The sequence below is a fragment of the Exiguobacterium sp. SH4S7 genome, from assembly GCF_004336795.1.
GTDB classification, from domain to species: domain Bacteria; phylum Bacillota; class Bacilli; order Exiguobacteriales; family Exiguobacteriaceae; genus Exiguobacterium; species Exiguobacterium aurantiacum_A.
The window spans coordinates 164853-182632 of record NZ_SJUT01000003.1 but is presented as its reverse complement, the minus strand read 5'-3'; the positions used below and the strand labels follow the sequence as shown (position 1 = coordinate 182632).

The following is a 17780-nucleotide window of genomic DNA, read 5'->3' as shown; positions in this document are numbered from 1 at the left end:
AGGGGGGAGACGATGGATCAACTCAAAACGATGGTGCAAATCATCTTGACAGGGATCGGGGCTTACTTCTCGATCATTTTCATATTACGTGTATCAGGAAAACGGACGCTCTCGAAAATGAACGCATTCGATTTTATCGTGACCGTTGCGCTCGGTTCGATCTTAGCGACGACGCTCACGAGCCGACAGACACCGCTACTGAATGGGCTCGTCGCTTTTGCCACGCTCGTCGCGTTGCAATACGTCATGGCGAAGCTGGCCAATCGGTCAAAACGAGTGAACGAGCTGATCAAATCGACACCGACGATGCTATATTATCGGGGGAGTTACTTAGAAGCGGAGATGCGTAAAGAACGCGTGCTCGAGATCGAAGTGCTCCAAGCCATCCGCTCGAGCGGGACCGCTCACGATAAAGTCGAGGCGGTCGTCCTTGAGACAGACGGGACGTTCTCGGTGTTGACGAGCACGGAAGCCGTTTTGCAAAATGTTCGTAAATAAAAAACGACTCGGTTCCGCTGAACCGAGTCGTTTGAGGTTTTATTGAATTAGAGGTACGTTCCAGCACCGACGTAACGTGGTGCCCAGTAACCTGATGTGAAGCTCGCGTATTTAACGCCGCCTGTTTCTGAGTTGATCATTTGTGTCTTGCTGATTGCCATACCGACGTGTTGGATCGTGCCGCCGTTATGTGAGAAGAATACGAGGTCGCCTGCTTGAATCGCTGACTTCGACAATTTTTTCGAGCTTGAGTATTGTGAGCGTGAATCACGTGGGATTGACTTGTTGATCGCTTTCTTGTAAACATGTCCTGTGTAACCAGAGCAGTCAAATCCAGCTGTTGTCGTTCCGCCGTAACGGTACGGTGTGCCAAGGTATTTCTTCGACTCGGCGACAAGTTTCGTACGAGCGCTTGAAGAAGAAGTCGTTGTCACTTTAGTAGCCGTTGCTGTGTTTGCTTTCAAGTACGTGTAAGTCGATGACGCTGAGATGTAACGGTGAGTCCCTTTGTAGTTGATCTTGTAGAACGAGCCAACTTTACCGAGGTATGTATAGCGTTGACCTTTATTCATCTTCGTAACGACTGACGAGCTGAGTGATGCTGATGTCCGAATGTTCAAGCCGTTGACTTTCGAGTAAGCGAATGTTCCAGTAGCTGCTTCTGCTTGTTCACCTGTTGTGAATGCAAGACCCGAGAAAGCGATAGTGGCGGCGACGATGATAGATGCGAAACGCTTTAACATAGTATAATTCCCTCCGTTTTTTAAAATAAAACCCTGTGAGTGTATATGATCGATGTGTGTTTACGATAGTTGAGCAAAAGTCGAGTTTGTTACCCGGTTTCCTCTGCAAATAAACTATATCATGCGTAAGACCGATGGCATTTTTCAATCACAAGTCAAAAATAGTTTTCTTGTAACATATTTGAAACAATATGGAGGCATAGAGACCTTTTTGTTACATAAGGAAGAGTACCGGACGTTAACTTTTAAAAATCAAGGGAATAGACTGATATGTAGCCGTTTATATAAAGTGACGGCATGATTGAATTGTGATTAGATGAATAAGAACTTTACAATTACTTTTCAAATATAGAATCACAAGAAAGACAGGTGACGTTTATGACGCAAAGTACAGAACCAGCTAAAAACTATACGCTTCGTGAACTCGAGACGAAGACGTTGAAAGAATTGTATGAAATCGCAAAAGAAGTGAATGTGCCTCAATATCGGGAAGCACGGAAACGTGAACTCATGTTCCGAATCTTAAAATCGCAAGCCGAATCGAAGGACCTCTACTTCCTCGAAGGCGTCCTTGAGATCATCCCTCCGAACCCGCAGTCACAAAATGAAGGTGGCTTCGGTTTCCTCCGACCGATCAACTACTCCCAATCGTCCGAAGACATCTATATCGCCGCTTCACAGATCCGCCGCTTTAGTTTGCGGAACGGGGATCTCGTCACCGGGAAAGTCCGGAAACCGAAAGAAAATGAACGTTTCCAAGGGCTCTTGAGCGTCGAGGCGGTCAACGGGGAAACGACCGATTCGACCCGGAACCGCGACTATTTCCCTGCGCTCACGCCGATCTATCCGGAAAAGCAAATGGTGCTCGAGACGGAGCCGAACCATCTATCGGTCCGTGTCATGGATATGATCGCACCGGTCGGCTTCGGACAACGTGGTTTGATCGTCGCCCCACCGAAAGCCGGGAAGACGTCTCTATTGAAGGAAGTCGCTAATTCAATCACGACGAACCACCCGAACGTCGAACTGATCATCCTATTGATCGACGAACGTCCGGAAGAAGTGACGGACATCCAACGTTCGGTGCCGGGGGCAGACGTCGCCTATTCCACGTTTGACGAGACACCGGAAAATCACACTCGCATCTCGGAGCTCGTGCTAGAGCGGGCGATGCGCCTCGTCGAACATAAGAAAGACGTCGTCATCTTGCTCGACTCGATCACTCGGTTGACGCGTGCCTATAACCTGTCCGTCCCGCCGAGCGGGCGTACGCTCTCGGGCGGGATCGATCCGGCAGCGTTCCACAAACCGAAGAAATTCTTCGGGGCGGCCCGGAACATCGAGGACGGCGGCAGTTTGACGATTCTCGGGACGGCGCTCATCGATACCGGTTCGCGGATGGATGACGTCATCTATGAAGAGTTCAAAGGAACCGGCAACATGGAGCTCCATCTCGACCGGAAGCTCGCGGAACGCCGTATCTTCCCGGCCATCGATATCCGTCGTTCGGGTACGCGAAAAGAAGAACTCCTCCTCGGCAAGGATGAGCTCGACTCACTTTGGACGATTCGTCGCACGATGAACGAGTCGCCGGACTTCGTCGATCAGTTCTTGCGTCGTGTGCGTGAAACGCAAACAAATCTCGACTTTTTTGCGGCGCTCGAGGCCGATAAGAAAAAGAGTCGCCGCCCGGTGAAAAAAACGAAAACGGACTTGTAAATACGTGAACTGGGTGCTATTATATTCTAGTGAACTTTCTCTAGGTTGAAAGAATACTTAGGGCAGAAGGAGTTGAAAAGCAATGAAACAAGGAATCCACCCAGAATACCGTAAAGTCGTATTCATGGACTCAACGACTGAGTTTAAATTCATCAGTGGTTCGACTCGTTACTCTAACGAAACGATCACGATGGAAGATGGTAACGAATACCCACTCATCCGTGTCGATGTATCTTCTGATTCGCACCCGTTCTACACAGGTCGCCAGAAATTCGCATCTGCGGACGGTCGTATCGAGCGCTTCAACAAGAAGTACCAACGTTAATAGTCAAGTTGTATGCACACCGCCTAGGGATTGCCCTTGGCGGTTTTTTGTTGTCCAAGCGAGGGTAAAGAGACGGAAGACTGACATGAGGGGGCTTCCATGGAGTATATATTGATTAGCATCAGCTTGTTGGTTGGCGTCGGGATCGTCTCGCAATGGTTGGCGTGGCGCTACCAAATTCCGGCGATTATCATCATGACGGTTGCCGGCGTGTTGGCCGGTCCGATCTTTGGTTTGTTTGAACCGCGAGAGTTGCTCGGTAATTTGTACAGCCCGATCATCTCGTTTGCGGTCGCGATCATATTATTTGAAGGTAGTTTAGGGCTTCATTTCAGCGAGATCAACCAATTCCGGCGTTCGATCGTCCGCATCGTGACAGCGGGTGTGACGTTGTCGTTCGTTGGGGCTTCGCTGTTGATTCAATACGTCGGCGGTCTCCATTGGGTCGTCGCTTGGACGATGGGAGCGCTATTCGTCGTCACCGGCCCGACGGTCGTCATCCCGTTGCTCAGGCAAGCCCATCTGAAAGATCGGGTCGGTGCCATCTTAAAGTGGGAAGGGATCATTGTCGACCCGGTCGGTGCGTTGCTCGGCCTGTTCGTGATTCGAATCGGCTACATCGTCTATGAAGGCATGGACTTGTGGGTACAATTGCTCTTTGCGGGAGCTTGTCTCGTCGGTATCGGTCTCGGTTACGTGTTCGGTCACGTCTTGATGGGCTGGTTCGTAGGTGAGAAGATTCCGCGGTACTTACGCGCTTCGGTGACGCTTACGGCCGTCTTGATCTTATTCTCTTTGAGCGAGTTTATGATGCATGAAGTCGGTCTCCTTGCCGTGACGGCGATGGGGATGACGATGGCGAACACGAAACTTCGCGATGAACAGATCATCGAGGAACTGCAGTCGTTCAAGGAAGACATCTCGATTTTGCTGATCTCATCCGTATTCATCTTGCTGACGGCGTCGCTGTCGCGTGAAGAACTATTGAATATCTTCCAGTGGCCATTGCTGTTGACGATTGCCGGCATCTTGTTTCTCGTTCGACCACTGGCAATCTATGTATCGACGCTTGGTGTGGGGCTTCCGCTCAAGGAGCGTGGGTTCATCGGCTGGATCGCGCCACGCGGCATCGTCGCGATGACGGTCGCAGGTTTTTTCGCGGAGGAAGTGGCTGGTCTCGGGATTGAGGATGCGTCACAGATGCTACCGCTCACGATCGGACTCGTCTTTACCTCGGTGACGTTGCACGGGCTGACGATTCGACCGCTCGCGCGCAAATTGAACTTGATCGATTATAAAAAAGAAGAAGAAGCGGAAGAGTGAAGAGAAATCGGGACGGGATGATGCCGTTCCGATTTTTGTTAGAAGTCAACCCTTTTCCTATGACTGAAAGATGGTTATAATCGGAAAGCGATTAACGATGGAGAGGGCGAAGTAGAATGATGCATGTGACGAACCGTTACGGTTGGATAGAAGTGATTTGTGGCAGTATGTTTTCTGGGAAGTCGGAGGAATTGATCCGCCGTGTCCGTCGGGCGCACTACGGTAAGATCCCGGTCCAAGTGTTCAAGCCGGCCATCGATGACCGCTACCACGAAGAGAACGTCGTCTCCCATAGCGGCAACTCGGTCGTGGCCGTCCCGACTCGAACGAGTCAAGATGTGTACGATGCGGTGCGCGAAGAGACGCAAGTCATCGCCATCGACGAGGTGCAGTTCTTTGACGAGGGGATCGTCGACGTCATCGAGCAGTTGGCGTCAGAAGACAAACGTGTCATCTGCGCCGGACTCGATATGGACTTCCGTGGCGAACCGTTCACGATGATGCCGGAGCTCTTGTCGCGTGCCGAGTTCGTCACGAAGCTGCAGGCGATCTGTCTGTCGTGCGGCGCCCCGGCGTCTCGGACGCAGCGCTTGATCAACGGAGAACCGGCTCGCTTTGAGGACCCGGTCATCTTAGTCGGTGCCGCTGAGTCGTACGAACCGCGTTGCCGCCATTGTCATGACGTCCCGAACAAACCACGCCCGATCCGTCATACAGTAGCGGATTGAGGATTTTGTCGGTTCGCTCTAAGTATTCAATTTGTCGACGAACCGAGCTAGCTCGGTTCGTTTTTTGGTATAATGAAGAGAACGATTTGGTGAACAGAAAGGACGGATCATGATGTTTGACCGTTTAAGCGTTTTAGAAGAACGATATATGCAATTGAATGAGATGCTCGCTGACCCGGAAGTGCTCAGCGACTCGAATAAACTGCGTCAATATTCAAAAGAACAGTCTCAACTCGAGGAGACGGTACAAGCGTATCGACGCTATAAAGAGACGAGTACGGCCTACAAAGAAGCAAAAGCGATGTTAGAAGACCGAACGCTCGAATCCGATATGCGCGAACTCGCGAAAGAAGAGATGGCGCTGCTCGAACCAGTTGTGAAAGCGCTCGAAGCGAAGCTGCGCGTCCTGCTCATCCCAAAAGACCCGAACGACGACAAGAACGTCATCGTCGAGATTCGCGGGGCGGCCGGTGGTGATGAGGCGGCACTGTTCGCGGTCGACTTGTATAAGATGTACACCCGATTCGCCGAGCGTCAAAACTGGAAAGCCGAGCTGATCGACGCCAACTATACGGAACTCGGCGGCTTTAAAGAAGTGACGTTTTTGATCAACGGTGCCGGTGCCTACTCGAAACTGAAATTCGAGAATGGGGCACACCGTGTGCAACGCGTCCCGTCGACGGAGTCGGGTGGACGGATACACACGTCGACAGCCACCGTCGCGGTCTTGCCGGAAGCCGAAGACGTCGAAGTGCACATCGACATGAAAGACGTCCGCGTCGACACGTTCACGTCGTCAGGGCCGGGTGGTCAATCGGTCAACACGACCCAGTCGGCCGTGCGGTTGACACACATCCCGTCAGGACTCGTCGTGTCATGCCAAGACGAGAAATCACAGCATAAAAATAAAGATCGGGCGATGAAAGTCTTGCGGGCCCGCCTGTACGACAAGATGCAGCGCGAACACCTCGAAGAACTGTCGGCGCAGCGGAAGTCGGCCGTCGGGACGGGCGACCGTTCGGAGCGGATCCGGACGTATAACTTCCCGCAAAGCCGCGTGACCGACCATCGTATCGGCCTCACGCTTCAAAAACTCGACCGGGTGCTCGCCGGGGAGCTTGAAGACATCATTGATGCGCTCGTCATGGAAGATCAGGCCGGCTTGATGGAGGGTATGGAGTGATGCGGATTGCCGCAAGGTTGAAACAAGCGGAACGCATGCTCGTTGACGCGGGTCGTGACCCGTCGACTGCCGAATGGTGGCTCATGCACGTGCTCGGCGTCGACCGGACGGGTCTGATCGTTCGGTTATCCGAAGAACTCTCGGACGACGAAACAACTGCGTTCGAGTCCGGGCTCGAGCGACTGCTTGCCGGTGAGCCGGTCCAACATTTGATTGGTCAGGCCCCGTTCTACGGTCGGTCATTCGCTGTGAACCGGGATGTACTTATCCCGCGACCGGAGACCGAAGAGTTGATCGAATGGGTCGTTGAGCACGTCGGACCGATTGAAGACGACGCGATCGTCGACGTCGGCACGGGCAGTGGCGCCATCGCCATCACGCTCAGTCTCGAGCTCGGTGTCCGCGTCCAAACGGTCGATATTTCCCGGGAAGCGATTGCGGTGGCAAAACGTAACGCGGAAGTGCTTCGTGCCGATGTGACGTTTCATGAAGGGGATTGCCTCGGTCCGGTCGCGGACGACTCGATTCGGGTGCTCGTCTCAAATCCGCCTTACATCGAAGCTGATGAACTGCTCGATGAGACGGTCGCAGGGTACGAACCGCATCTCGCATTATTCGGGGGGGCGGACGGTCTCGAGTTCTACCGGAAAATCATCGCGGACTCAACACGCGTGCTACGTGCCGATTGGCAATTGATTGTGTTTGAAATCGGGTATAATCAAGGACAAGTTGTGAAATCGTACCTGTCCGAACGTTATCCTGAAGCAGAAACGGGTATTTTAAAAGATATAAACGGTAAAGACCGAATTGTCTACGCCGTGAGGGAAGGGATTGCGCATGGAAACGAAATGGATCAAGCCAACAGAAGTTGAGGAAGGGGTTCGTCTCTTGAAGATGGGCGAGGTGATCGCGATTCCGACAGAGACGGTGTACGGCCTCGCCGGGGATGCGACGAACGATATCGCCATCCGTAAGATTTTCGAGGCGAAAGGAAGACCATCGGACAACCCGCTCATCGTCCACGTGGCTACGGTCGAACAGGCCGAACATTTCGCGCAAACCATCCCGCCGGTAGCCAAACGCTTGATGGAAGCGTTTTGGCCCGGTGCCTTGACGATCATCTTACCGTCGAACGGTCGAGCGTCGTCACTCGTGACGGCCGGGCTCGACTCGATCGGCCTCCGCATGCCGGACCATCCGGCCGCACTCGAACTCATCCGCACGTCCGGTCTCGGTCTCGCGGCGCCGAGTGCGAACCGTTCAGGACGACCGTCACCGACATCGGCACAGCACGTAGCCGATGATTTGACCGGTCGGATCGCGGGTATTATGGATGGGGGACCGACAGGCATCGGCGTCGAGTCGACTGTGATCGACTGTACGACGGAACCGGTGACGATTTTGCGTCCCGGTGGCGTGACGAAAGAAGCGATCGAGGCCGTCATCGGGCCAGTTGCGCTCGATGCGAATTTGAGCGATGAAGCGGCCGCGCCCAGATCACCAGGAATGAAGTACACCCACTATGCCCCGACTGCACCTTTGTATTTAGTCGATGGCGGACGCGATGATCTCGTCCGTGCCATCACGATGCGGCAGGCGGCGGGCAAACGGATCGGCGCGCTCGTATTTGATGAAGCAACGACCCCGGCTGACGTCACGCTTTCTCTCGGTGACACGATGGAGATGGCGGCCCAGCGACTTTACGAGGCGTTGCGCAAATTCGATGAGACAGATGTAGAAGAGATTTACGTGAATCGGATTGAACCGACGGGAGTCGCTCTTGCCGTATATAATCGCTTGTATAAAGCGGCAGGCGGGAAGGTCATCCGTCTAGAGGAAGAGGCTTAAGGACATGAGGAGGATCACGCGATGTCAATGAAACGCGTATTATTCATATGTAGTGGGAACACATGCCGAAGCCCGATGGCGATGGCCCTGCTCCGCTCGAAAGTGACAGGCGACGAATTTGATATTCGTTCGGCTGGAGTTCGGACGATGCAAGGGTTTGATGCCTCAGAAAACGCTCTTCAAGTATTACGTGAACGAGGGATTGAACTCGAACACGTGACGCAGACGTTCGACGACGTACTCGGACGTTGGGCAGACATCATTTTGACGATGACGCGGGCACACCGCGAACAGATTCGGGATACGTATCCGGATTTGGCCGATCGTACGTTCACATTATATGAGTTCGTGACCGGGCTCGAACGTGACATTAACGACCCGTTCGGAGGCTCGATGAACGTCTATCGCCAAGTCCGAAACGAACTCGAACCACTCGTCAATCGACTTGTGCTAAAATTGACGAATGACGGGTCAAAGGTGACGAAACCACCGAGACGCCTACCAAAGAAGACGGGGGAATGAACACATGAAAATTGCAATCGGCGCCGACCACGGCGGATTCAACTTAAAAAAAGACATCATTGGATTACTAGAAGAGCTTGGCCACGAGTATAAAGATTTCGGGACACACTCGGCCGAGTCGATCGATTATCCAGACGTAGCCATCCCGGTCGCTGAGGCTGTCGCTGCCGGCGAGTTCGACCGCGGCATCTTGATTTGCGGCACAGGGATCGGTATCGGCATTGCGGCGAACAAAGTTAAAGGGATCCGCGCAGCACTCGTTCACGACTCGTTCAGCGCCAAGGCGACACGTCAACACAACGACTCGAACATCATGACGATGGGCGAGCGTGTCGTCGGACCGGGGCTCGCGATTGACTTGGTGGCGACGTGGCTCGATACAGATTTCGAGGGCGGACGTCACTCGAACCGTGTCGACAAAATGAGCGCTTACGAAACGAAGTGACCGTGATGAAAGCTGAACTTTCGAACCTGCTGTTGGAGCTGCACGAACGCTTTCCGCTCGATGAGGACAAGATCCTCATCATCGGCTGTTCGACGAGCGAAGTCATCGGCAAGACGATTGGGAAAGCCGGATCGATCGATGTGGCGTCGGAATTCATCGAAGCGTTTCTCGCGTTTCGTGACAAGACGGGCGTCCATCTGGCGTTTCAAGGGTGCGAGCACATTAACCGTGCCCTCACCGTCGAGCGTCGGACGCAGAAGCAGTTCGGTCTGACCGAAGTGACCGTCGTCCCGGTCCGCTCAGCGGGTGGGGCGATGGCGGAGAAAGCGTATGAGCGCCTCAACGCGCCGTGCGTCGTCGAATCGATTCAAGCGGACGCTGGGATCGACATCGGATCGACGTTGATCGGCATGCACTTGAAGCCGGTCGCGATCCCGGTCCGGTTATCGGCGAAACAGCTCGGCGAGGCGTACGTCACGTTCGCCGTCACAAGACCGAAACTAATCGGTGGCCCTCGGGCGCACTATCCAGCGAAATAACAAAGACAGCCGGTCATAGCGACCGGCTGTCTTTTGCGTTATACGTCTTCACTGAACAGATACGATACGACCATCGGGAAACGTTCGCGCCAGGCGAGTTCGTTGTGCACACCTTCTTCGATGACTTCGAAACGCAAGTGATCGACTTTGTCGCGTAGTAAGGCGTAGACGCGCTCGCTCGACTCGAGATACATCTCGTTCGTCGGCCCATCCTCTGACGGCTGCTCGACTTCTTTACGGCCGACGTCCATATATAGACGCTCGATACCTTTCAAATCACTCGACTCGATCAACTGCTCGAGTTCGGTCTGGTTGAACCAGAACGCTGACGACAAGGAAGCGACGCGTTTGAAGATGTCTGGATAGACGCAAGCGGCATAGACTGAGATGAGGCCGCCCATCGAACTGCCAATCATCCCGGCCTCGTCCGGTTTCGTCCGATACGCGTCGTCAATCATCGGCTTCAGCTCTTGGGCGATATATTCGATGTAGGCCGAGCCTTGGCCGCCTAGTGTCAATTCTCGACCATAGAGCGCTTCCCCGACGAACGGATTTTCCCAAGGGCCGTATTCGTCGAGTCGCATCTCACCCGGTGCGCTATCGATGGCGACGACGATCAAGTCGCGCTTTGAGGCGTCCAAATACTCTCCGACGCGCCAGCTCATATTGTAGCTCGCGTCCGCGTCGTCGAACGCGTTCTGTCCGTCGTGCATGTAGAGCACCGGGTAGCGCTTGTCCGTCAGCTCGTAGTCGTTAGGCGTATAAATCCGGACCGTCCGCTCGCGCTCGAACGGGGTAATCGTCACTTGTCTCGTCTCAATCATAATTATCCTCCTCTAATGTTCTTCTTCAATACCATACCCAACTTTGAGCCCGATTATGACGATACCCAAAAAAACGAGCATATGGTACGATGGGGTTGTTGATTTTTAGACATTCAGAGGGGGTTTCAACATGGTAAACACGACGAAGTTGAAAGTGCAGGATGCGGAATTGTTTGAAGCGATGCAACACGAGCTCGCCCGTCAACGGGAGAACATCGAACTAATCGCCTCGGAGAACTTTGTCTCAGAAGCGGTCATGGAAGCGCAAGGCGGGGTTCTCACGAACAAATACGCCGAAGGTTACCCAGGTCGCCGTTACTACGGTGGTTGTGAGTTCGTCGACGTGGCCGAAAACTTGGCACGCGACCGGGCGAAGGAACTGTTCGGTGCAGAACACGCCAACGTCCAGCCGCATTCGGGTGCGCAAGCGAACATGGCCGTCTACTTCACGGTGCTTGAAGCGGGCGACACGGTGCTCGGCATGAACTTGTCGCACGGTGGCCATTTGACGCACGGAAGTCCGGTCAACTTCTCGGGCGTCCAGTACAACTTCGTCGAGTACGGTGTGGACAAAGACACAGAACACATCGACTATGACGTCGTCGCAGCCCTCGCGAAAGAACATAAACCAAAACTGATCGTCGCCGGAGCGTCAGCATACCCGCGGACGATCGATTTCGCCAAGTTCCGTGAAATCGCCGACAGCGTCGACGCCTATCTCATGGTCGATATGGCCCACATCGCCGGACTCGTCGCGGCCGGACTCCATCCGAACCCAGTCGAGCACGCGCACTTCGTGACGACGACGACGCACAAGACGCTTCGCGGCCCGCGCGGCGGGATGATCCTTTGTAAAGAAGAGTTCGCCAAAGCAATCGATAAGTCAATTTTCCCTGGTATTCAAGGCGGCCCGCTCATGCACGTCATCGCCGCGAAAGCGGTGGCGTTCGGAGAGGCGCTCCAACCGGAGTTTAAAGACTATCAGGCGCAAGTCATCAAAAACGCACAAGTGCTCGCGCAAGGTTTAGAAGAAGAAGGGCTCCGCATCGTATCGGGCGGTACGGACAACCATCTCCTCCTCGTCGACCTCCGTGGCATCGATATTACCGGTAAAGCGGCCGAGCATGCGCTCGATGCAGCCGGTATCACGGTCAACAAGAACACGATCCCGTTCGACCCGGCATCACCGTTCGTCACGAGCGGGATCCGTCTCGGGACGGCAGCGATGACGACACGCGGTTTGAAAGAAGACGACATGCGTGAAGTCGCTCGTCTGATCGGTCGTGTCCTGACAAACCATGAAGATGAAGCAGTGCTCGCCGAGGCGCACGAAGACGTACGTGCCTTGACGGCGAAATTCTCGCTCTATCCTGAACGAGGCTGACGAATGGACGCACGGACACTAGCAGAACGGGAACTTGCAGAACTGCCGCTCATCGATATGACGGAATGGCTCATCCGAAAAGGAGAGCATGACCCGACGTTCCGTCTCGTCGCGAACGAGTTTGGCGTCGTGATGACGCTCCTTGACCACGGCTATTACGTCGAGGCGAGCGAACGGATTGTGCCGCTTCTCGGGATGAAAGTGCCGGCAGCGTTCCATCGGCTCGGACTCGCGCTCGAAATGAAAGCGAACGGAAAGAAGGCGGCCAAGCGCCGCTTTCGTTCGTTGTCGCCAGCCGTCATGCAGCATGCGGACCTCTCGCCATGGCGTACCGCCTTTAAATGGGACAAGAAGTGGCTCGGACTACCGGCTGTCGTCGCGTTGGCGCTTGTCGCCCTCGCATTTTGGCCTGAAGCGACTCCACCCGCCGTACCGGTGACTGAAGACGCGCCACGGGTCGAGACGGTGACCGAGGACGAGGCGCTCGCCAAACGGCTAGAAGAGCTCGAGCAAGAAGTCGCCCGTCTCGAGGAAGCGAACGAGGCGTTGCAGACGGAAGAAGCGCCGGTCGAAGAGGAAGCGCCGGCGACACCGGCACAACAAGTCATTCCGCTTGCGGATGTCGAGACGCTCGTCCAAGACAAGCGCTATAAAGAGGCGGACGCCCTCCTCGAAGGCACGCCGAAAGCCGGGCAAGAACAGGCCGTCGGCTTCTATCGCCTCCTCGTAGACAACAAGCTCGGAGAAGCAGAAGTGTCGGACTATGCGGCGTACGTCGAAACGTACCCGGAATCGGGCTACAAGACAGACGTCCTGTGGATGAAGGGCATCGCTGAGAAGAAGGCCGGGGACGAAGCGTACCGGACGACGCTCGCCGAAGTCGCCGCGATGGAAGGCACATATTGGGCACCGATTGCGAAATCGGTACTAGAAGACGAATGAGGTTGCGGCCATGCCGCAACCTTTTTCTCATCAAATTCTAATCTGGTTCACCAACGTTTCTCAACCCGCTCCCGTACAGTAAAGAAAAAGAAGTAGGGGGAGAGGCACATGCAACGCAGTACAACAGGTAAAGTCGCCCGATTCATGAAAGGCGCAATCATCGGGGCGCTCGCGCTCACATTGATGGCAGCAGGAGTGGCAGGATTTTTAATTTTCACGCTGACCGGGAACGCCTGGCTCGATCAAATCGTTCAATTCGGGACTGACGTGTCGTTCCAAGCGGAGGGAATCGAATCCTCGTTTGAACGCTTCAGCGACTCGATCGAGCTTCGCGTCGAACAAGCGATTCCAGAAGCGGTTCGTCCGTTTTTCGACTGATGAATCCGGGAACAGAATAAGGATGCGTCGGGCGGACTGCTCGGCGCTTTTTTTCAAGAAAGGATGAACTATATGCCGACAATCCTCGTCGTAGAAGACGATGCTAAAATTGCCAGACTGCTTGAACTTGAACTGATGCACGCCGGCTATCAAGTCGAGGTCACCCACGACGGACGCAGCGGGCTTGAACGAGCGCTCGCCGGGGGGATCGACTTGATGCTTTTAGACGTGATGCTTCCGCAAATGAGCGGGCTCGAGGTCGTCCGTCGGGTGAAGGAAGAACAACCGTTGCTCCCGGTCTTGATGGTGACGGCGCGGGGCGACCGGTACGATAAAGTGAGCGGGCTCGACCTTGGGGCGGATGATTACATCACAAAGCCGTTCGAGATGGAGGAACTGCTTGCCCGGATCCGTGCATTTTTGCGGATGCGCCAGCACGTCCATGTCGATGCGACTGAACGTGTTTTGTCCTATGAGGGACTCACGGTCGACGTTAACCGGCATGAGGTGACGTGCGAGGGACAGAAAGTCGAGTTGACTCGTCGTGAATTCGATTTGATCGTCTATTTGCTCGAGCATCCGGAACGCGTGCTCACGCGCGACCAACTCGTCGAGCACGTCTGGGGTTTCGACTATTATGGGGACACGAACGTCGTCGACGTATACGTGCGTTACTTACGGAAGAAACTCGGAGGTTCTTGGATTCAGACTGTACGAGGCGTCGGCTACATGCTGAAGCGTGGTGAGTGAGTATGAAATTACGGACGAAAATCGCCCTCGGGATGGCCGGGTTCATGCTGTTTTTACTCATCACCTCGTTCGGGGTCGCCTGGGTCGTCTCGCGTCAGCAAATCGTCGACGCCCGCTATGACGTGCTCCGTCAAGCGCTCAGTCTGCTCGAAGAGGATGAGCGGAACCGTCAGGCCGTGCTGTCGCTGCATGAGGACAGTGTCGTTCTCGAGCGACAGAGCAATGGCGATTGGGGCATCACCGGCGGGCAGGCAGCAGAAGGTTTGAGTTTTCCCATCAATTTTGGGGAGCCGGCACTGATTGATGACTGGTTCGTCATCGCCACGTCGAACGGTCTCGGTTTCGCCTTTCAAGACGCGGCGGTAAGTGAGACGCTACAGACGCTCGCGACGATTTTCCTCGTCATTTTCTTGATTGCGGTGGCGATGACGTTCGTCGGAAGTTTATGGATTGTGCGCCAAGGACTCGATCCGCTCCGGCGGCTCGAGTCGACGATGGGCCGGATCACAGAATCAGGGACGCTCGAGACGATTGACGTCGGGCCGAATCAAGATGAGGTGTCGACGCTCGCGACAGGGTTCAATCAGATGATTGCCCGTGTCGAAGGGTCGATGGAGCAACAACGCCGTTTCGTCGCGGATGTTTCACATGAACTCAAAACCCCGCTCACCGTTATTGAAGGGTACGCCAAGTTGCTCAGACGTTGGGGTCAACATGACCCCGTCGTACGCGACGAGGCGATTGATCATATTTTGACCGAGTCGAGACAGATGCGGGAGGACTTGATTGAACCGATGCTTGAACTGAGTCGCTTCGCCGCTTTAGAGGACATCGAAGTCGAACAGATCGATTTGAGCGATTTCGCGCTCCAACTTGAAGAACGGTTCGAACGGTCGCACGGAAAACACGTCCCGATCGACGCGGCAGGGAGTTGGGCTGGACATCGTGACTCGTTGCAGCGATTGATTGTCATCTTCATTGATAACAGCTTGAAGTACGCGACCGACACGAGCGTAACGATGACATCAAATCGGATTGAGGTGCGTGACCATGGGACAACTCTGACCGAGGAGGCGCGTGCGCGGTTGTTCGACCGGTTCTATCGGCTTGATGAAGCGCGCGACCGGAGCGGCAGCGGTCTCGGGCTTGCCATCGCCAAAGAAGTCGCCGACTTGAACGGTTGGAAGGTTGGGAGTTACGCGAACGCGCCGGACGGGAGCATTTTCTTCGTCACCAAATGAGGAAAGTTTCTCAGGCACTCATCATTTTCTAATGAAATCCTCGTGGTGCTCTAACGTCAACGTTCTATGATGAAGGTGTAGAGAAGGAACAGCACATGGAACGAGGAGGAAACATCATGAAATTACTTGGGTGGATTTTAGGGGTCGGCCTGGCCGTACTCGCTGTCGCAGGGATCGGATTGTATGTCGCGAACGACAAGACGGATACGGTCATCATCCCACGCGCCATCGATAGTGCCAATAGTGGAACCGACGACGCGAAAGACGACGCTGCGAAGGAAGCTGCCGCTACTTCCGAATCGAACGCATCTTCAAGTGACGTGCCCGTCCGTTCGGTCGACGATGACGACTATGAACTATACGGGACGCTCGTCAGCTTGTCAGATCAGGACGTGACGATCAGCTTTAGCGGAAAAGAATCGACGTACCCACTTGCTTCTCGCCACGAGATCGATGACGACACCCCGAAAGCCGGTGACCGTGTCAAACTCGAGTTCAATCAAAACAATGAAGTGAAAGAAGTCGACCGGGAGAGCGACGACTTCGACATTTACGGTAGTTTCGTCAGCCTCTCGGATCGAGACGTCGTCATTGAGCGTGACGGGAAGCAAGTGACGTACCCACTCGCCGCTCGCTATGAAATCGATGATGAGATGCCAACAGCCGGTGATCGCGTCAAACTTGAATTGAACATGCAAGAGCAAGTCAAAGAGATCGAACGTGATGATGACCGTAGCAGCGCAGATGATCGCGATGACGCTAGCGATGATAGTGATGACGGTCGGGATGACGATCAAGATGATCAAGATGACGACCAAGATGATGACAATTGATGAACAAACGGGTGCCCGCTGAAGGCACCCGTTTTTGATTCGTAATATTTCTGCAAACATAATCGATTCGTATCTTATGATATGATGGAGAGGGAATTTATGCCAACATAACATAATACATATAACGACGATGTAGGGAGAGGGGAGACGAGTGATGAGACTGAGTTGGACTGCCCTGCTCGCCCTCTGTTGCCTCAGCGGTTGTGGTTCGAAAGAAGAGATTAACGCCCTCGCGTTACGCCCGCTCGAAGCGTACGTGACGAATCAGGATGAGCAGGAACATATTTTACCGGAAACAGAGAAGCGACTGCTCGCTTATTGTCGACAACAAACTACGGAACGGCTCCCGTCACGCCGGGGCGAGGTGGCTGAAGTGACGTTTCGCCATCCGCTGTATGCAGAGCTCGGCAGTCAGACGATTAAGTATTGGGTGAGCGGTGACGACCGTTATTTGTCTTGTGCGAACAGCCACGAACAAATCGAGCGGACGTTCCGGATTGACCCCGTCAACGAATTCGAGTCGCTCATCTCGAGTGAACTAGTCGAGACCGACGTCGGAGAGGCGGTCTCGTTTTATCCGGAACCCGATGTCGCAAAAATCGTCAACTTGTTCCGGGTGAATCAAGCGCATGAAACAATCGTCCCGGGATCGACATTCCGCTACCAGACGCCGGACAGCGGTTCGTTGTACGTGACGTATGAGGTGATGCGGAACGGCCGGACGCTCGACCGGACGATTGAACCGGAGCTGTTCGTATTCAAGAGCGGAAAGAATGACGGATACGCTTTCCTCACGAAGTTAGCGGATGGCAGGGTAGCGCTACAGATGGGTACGGAATCGTCGTGGGAACGCACCGTTCTTCCAAGCGCCTTCACCGGAAAGTATGTATATACCGATTCGACAACTGATGTGTTCACGCTCGATCATTCAAAACGCCAACTGTTGAAACGAGTCGTGCTTGCTGAACAGCCGATTGGAGACGTAAGCGACGCCACCTCGCTCACATTGTCTAAACAATATGATGCGGTCATCGAAGTTTGGGGCAGTGTCAGACGGCCGATGACCACGAAGCTGATGAGTTCGTCCGCTCGTTCGGTGAAGACGAAGCTCGCCACGTACGAGACGAAGGGGAAGACGTCATATCTAGATGGACCGAATACGCAAGAGCTGTTCGAACTCCTGACGCATGTGACAGGCGGAGACAAGTCAGAAGCAGCCGTCCAACACGGGATACTCTCCTTGTACGAACACTTACAAGAGCAACATTTCGAGGTTTGGGTCGAACCTGGGGATCAACGGGTCTACCTCATCGACCTGACGACGAAACAAACGTACGCAATCGACCTGATGCGGCTCGAGGAATTGTTGAATCGATCGATTCGATATAATAGCTGAACTAGATATATTACCCGCTTTATGACAAGACTATGTCATGAAGCGGTTTTTTTGTCGTTAAATTGACACTATATTTTGCTGGAAAACTATCCTATAATTTTTTTTGCGAAGGTTCAACATTACATACATGAATCCGATACAACTATAAAACACACAGCA

The 17780-nt window shown here is 53.9% G+C and carries 20 protein-coding genes; 18 read left to right on the top strand and 2 right to left on the bottom strand.

The window, feature by feature from the left end; translation table 11 throughout:
• Positions 1–12: 12 nt before the first annotated feature.
• Positions 13–498, top strand: coding sequence for a DUF421 domain-containing protein (locus tag EVJ29_RS07660; protein ID WP_070328203.1), 486 nt, complete (start codon positions 13–15; stop codon positions 496–498).
• Between the two features lie 47 nt (positions 499–545).
• On the opposite strand, the gene EVJ29_RS07655 is transcribed toward EVJ29_RS07660, so the two are convergent.
• Complete coding sequence (locus tag EVJ29_RS07655) at positions 546–1241, bottom strand: C40 family peptidase (protein ID WP_070328202.1); 696 nt, start codon at positions 1239–1241, stop codon at positions 546–548.
• A gap of 378 nt (positions 1242–1619) precedes the next feature.
• On the opposite strand from EVJ29_RS07655, the gene rho reads away from it, so the two are divergent.
• The 10 genes from rho (at position 1620) to EVJ29_RS07605 (ending at position 9873) form a co-directional block, all read left to right on the top strand.
• The gene (rho, locus tag EVJ29_RS07650; protein ID WP_070328201.1) at positions 1620–2960 is read left to right on the top strand and encodes a transcription termination factor Rho; all 1341 of its coding nucleotides are present in this window, start codon (positions 1620–1622) and stop codon (positions 2958–2960) included.
• Between the two features lie 82 nt (positions 2961–3042).
• A complete protein-coding gene (locus EVJ29_RS07645) occupies positions 3043–3285 on the top strand; it encodes a type B 50S ribosomal protein L31 (RefSeq protein ID WP_021066109.1) in 243 nt (80 codons plus the stop codon).
• Positions 3286–3384: 99 nt separating this feature from the next.
• Complete coding sequence (locus tag EVJ29_RS07640) at positions 3385–4608, top strand: cation:proton antiporter (protein ID WP_070328200.1); 1224 nt, start codon at positions 3385–3387, stop codon at positions 4606–4608.
• Positions 4609–4724: 116 nt separating this feature from the next.
• The gene (locus tag EVJ29_RS07635) at positions 4725–5336 is read left to right on the top strand and encodes a thymidine kinase (RefSeq protein WP_070328199.1); all 612 of its coding nucleotides are present in this window, start codon (positions 4725–4727) and stop codon (positions 5334–5336) included.
• A 112-nt stretch (positions 5337–5448) separates the two neighbouring features.
• A complete protein-coding gene (gene prfA, locus EVJ29_RS07630; RefSeq protein ID WP_070328198.1) occupies positions 5449–6519 on the top strand; it encodes a peptide chain release factor 1 in 1071 nt (356 codons plus the stop codon).
• On the top strand, positions 6519–7391 hold the full coding sequence (prmC, locus tag EVJ29_RS07625) for a peptide chain release factor N(5)-glutamine methyltransferase (RefSeq protein ID WP_131504995.1): 873 nt from the start codon (positions 6519–6521) through the stop codon (positions 7389–7391). Before prfA ends, prmC begins: the two co-directional genes overlap by 1 nt.
• Complete coding sequence (locus EVJ29_RS07620) at positions 7357–8367, top strand: L-threonylcarbamoyladenylate synthase (protein WP_131504942.1); 1011 nt, start codon at positions 7357–7359, stop codon at positions 8365–8367. The genes prmC and EVJ29_RS07620 overlap by 35 nt, the downstream gene beginning before the upstream one ends.
• A 21-nt stretch (positions 8368–8388) precedes the next feature.
• Positions 8389–8889 carry a low molecular weight protein arginine phosphatase gene (locus tag EVJ29_RS07615; RefSeq protein ID WP_083274052.1) on the top strand — a complete coding sequence of 167 codons (501 nt, stop codon included), beginning with the start codon at positions 8389–8391 and terminating at the stop codon, positions 8887–8889.
• Between the two features lie 4 nt (positions 8890–8893).
• Positions 8894–9334: a ribose 5-phosphate isomerase B gene (gene rpiB / locus EVJ29_RS07610; RefSeq protein ID WP_070328195.1), complete on the top strand. Its 441-nt coding sequence runs from the start codon at positions 8894–8896 to the stop codon at positions 9332–9334.
• Positions 9331–9873 (top strand): TIGR01440 family protein, encoded by a 543-nt coding sequence (locus EVJ29_RS07605; protein WP_370252014.1) that lies wholly within the window; start codon positions 9331–9333, stop codon positions 9871–9873. The genes rpiB and EVJ29_RS07605 overlap by 4 nt, the downstream gene beginning before the upstream one ends.
• A gap of 38 nt (positions 9874–9911) precedes the next feature.
• Here EVJ29_RS07605 and EVJ29_RS07600 read toward each other — a convergent pair whose 3' ends face one another.
• Positions 9912–10697, bottom strand: a complete 786-nt coding sequence (locus tag EVJ29_RS07600) for an alpha/beta hydrolase (RefSeq protein WP_131504941.1) — start codon at positions 10695–10697, stop codon at positions 9912–9914.
• A 130-nt stretch (positions 10698–10827) separates the two neighbouring features.
• Between EVJ29_RS07600 and glyA the strand changes: the two genes are divergently transcribed.
• The 7 genes from glyA to EVJ29_RS07565 all read left to right on the top strand — a co-directional run bounded on the left by glyA (position 10828) and on the right by EVJ29_RS07565 (position 17621).
• Positions 10828–12081 (top strand): serine hydroxymethyltransferase, encoded by a 1254-nt coding sequence (glyA, locus tag EVJ29_RS07595; protein WP_070328192.1) that lies wholly within the window; start codon positions 10828–10830, stop codon positions 12079–12081.
• A 3-nt stretch (positions 12082–12084) separates the two neighbouring features.
• Complete coding sequence (locus EVJ29_RS07590) at positions 12085–13023, top strand: hypothetical protein (RefSeq protein WP_131464602.1); 939 nt, start codon at positions 12085–12087, stop codon at positions 13021–13023.
• Positions 13024–13131: 108 nt separating this feature from the next.
• Complete coding sequence (locus EVJ29_RS07585; protein WP_131464600.1) at positions 13132–13401, top strand: hypothetical protein; 270 nt, start codon at positions 13132–13134, stop codon at positions 13399–13401.
• 72 nt (positions 13402–13473) lie between these two features.
• Complete coding sequence (locus EVJ29_RS07580) at positions 13474–14151, top strand: response regulator transcription factor (protein ID WP_070328189.1); 678 nt, start codon at positions 13474–13476, stop codon at positions 14149–14151.
• Between the two features lie 2 nt (positions 14152–14153).
• Positions 14154–15392: a sensor histidine kinase gene (locus tag EVJ29_RS07575; protein WP_131504994.1), complete on the top strand. Its 1239-nt coding sequence runs from the start codon at positions 14154–14156 to the stop codon at positions 15390–15392.
• A gap of 116 nt (positions 15393–15508) precedes the next feature.
• Positions 15509–16225: a hypothetical protein gene (locus EVJ29_RS07570; RefSeq protein WP_236633440.1), complete on the top strand. Its 717-nt coding sequence runs from the start codon at positions 15509–15511 to the stop codon at positions 16223–16225.
• Positions 16226–16379: 154 nt separating this feature from the next.
• The gene (locus EVJ29_RS07565; RefSeq protein WP_131504939.1) at positions 16380–17621 is read left to right on the top strand and encodes a hypothetical protein; all 1242 of its coding nucleotides are present in this window, start codon (positions 16380–16382) and stop codon (positions 17619–17621) included.
• Positions 17622–17780 lie beyond the last annotated feature (159 nt).

Excerpts from the sequence above, each read along its gene's own strand:
- EVJ29_RS07660 (WP_070328203.1), top strand. The coding sequence starts at position 13 with ATGGATCAACTCAAAACGATGGTGCAAATCATCTTGACAGGGATCGGG.
- EVJ29_RS07655 (WP_070328202.1), bottom strand. The coding sequence starts at position 1,241 with ATGTTAAAGCGTTTCGCATCTATCATCGTCGCCGCCACTATCGCTTTC.
- rho (WP_070328201.1), top strand. The coding sequence starts at position 1,620 with ATGACGCAAAGTACAGAACCAGCTAAAAACTATACGCTTCGTGAACTC.
- EVJ29_RS07645 (WP_021066109.1), top strand. The coding sequence starts at position 3,043 with ATGAAACAAGGAATCCACCCAGAATACCGTAAAGTCGTATTCATGGAC.
- EVJ29_RS07640 (WP_070328200.1), top strand. The coding sequence starts at position 3,385 with ATGGAGTATATATTGATTAGCATCAGCTTGTTGGTTGGCGTCGGGATC.
- EVJ29_RS07635 (WP_070328199.1), top strand. The coding sequence starts at position 4,725 with ATGATGCATGTGACGAACCGTTACGGTTGGATAGAAGTGATTTGTGGC.
- prfA (WP_070328198.1), top strand. The coding sequence starts at position 5,449 with ATGTTTGACCGTTTAAGCGTTTTAGAAGAACGATATATGCAATTGAAT.
- prmC (WP_131504995.1), top strand. The coding sequence starts at position 6,519 with ATGCGGATTGCCGCAAGGTTGAAACAAGCGGAACGCATGCTCGTTGAC.
- EVJ29_RS07620 (WP_131504942.1), top strand. The coding sequence starts at position 7,357 with ATGGAAACGAAATGGATCAAGCCAACAGAAGTTGAGGAAGGGGTTCGT.
- EVJ29_RS07615 (WP_083274052.1), top strand. The coding sequence starts at position 8,389 with ATGTCAATGAAACGCGTATTATTCATATGTAGTGGGAACACATGCCGA.
- rpiB (WP_070328195.1), top strand. The coding sequence starts at position 8,894 with ATGAAAATTGCAATCGGCGCCGACCACGGCGGATTCAACTTAAAAAAA.
- EVJ29_RS07600 (WP_131504941.1), bottom strand. The coding sequence starts at position 10,697 with ATGATTGAGACGAGACAAGTGACGATTACCCCGTTCGAGCGCGAGCGG.
- glyA (WP_070328192.1), top strand. The coding sequence starts at position 10,828 with ATGGTAAACACGACGAAGTTGAAAGTGCAGGATGCGGAATTGTTTGAA.
- EVJ29_RS07590 (WP_131464602.1), top strand. The coding sequence starts at position 12,085 with ATGGACGCACGGACACTAGCAGAACGGGAACTTGCAGAACTGCCGCTC.
- EVJ29_RS07585 (WP_131464600.1), top strand. The coding sequence starts at position 13,132 with ATGCAACGCAGTACAACAGGTAAAGTCGCCCGATTCATGAAAGGCGCA.
- EVJ29_RS07580 (WP_070328189.1), top strand. The coding sequence starts at position 13,474 with ATGCCGACAATCCTCGTCGTAGAAGACGATGCTAAAATTGCCAGACTG.
- EVJ29_RS07575 (WP_131504994.1), top strand. The coding sequence starts at position 14,154 with ATGAAATTACGGACGAAAATCGCCCTCGGGATGGCCGGGTTCATGCTG.
- EVJ29_RS07570 (WP_236633440.1), top strand. The coding sequence starts at position 15,509 with ATGAAATTACTTGGGTGGATTTTAGGGGTCGGCCTGGCCGTACTCGCT.
- EVJ29_RS07565 (WP_131504939.1), top strand. The coding sequence starts at position 16,380 with ATGAGACTGAGTTGGACTGCCCTGCTCGCCCTCTGTTGCCTCAGCGGT.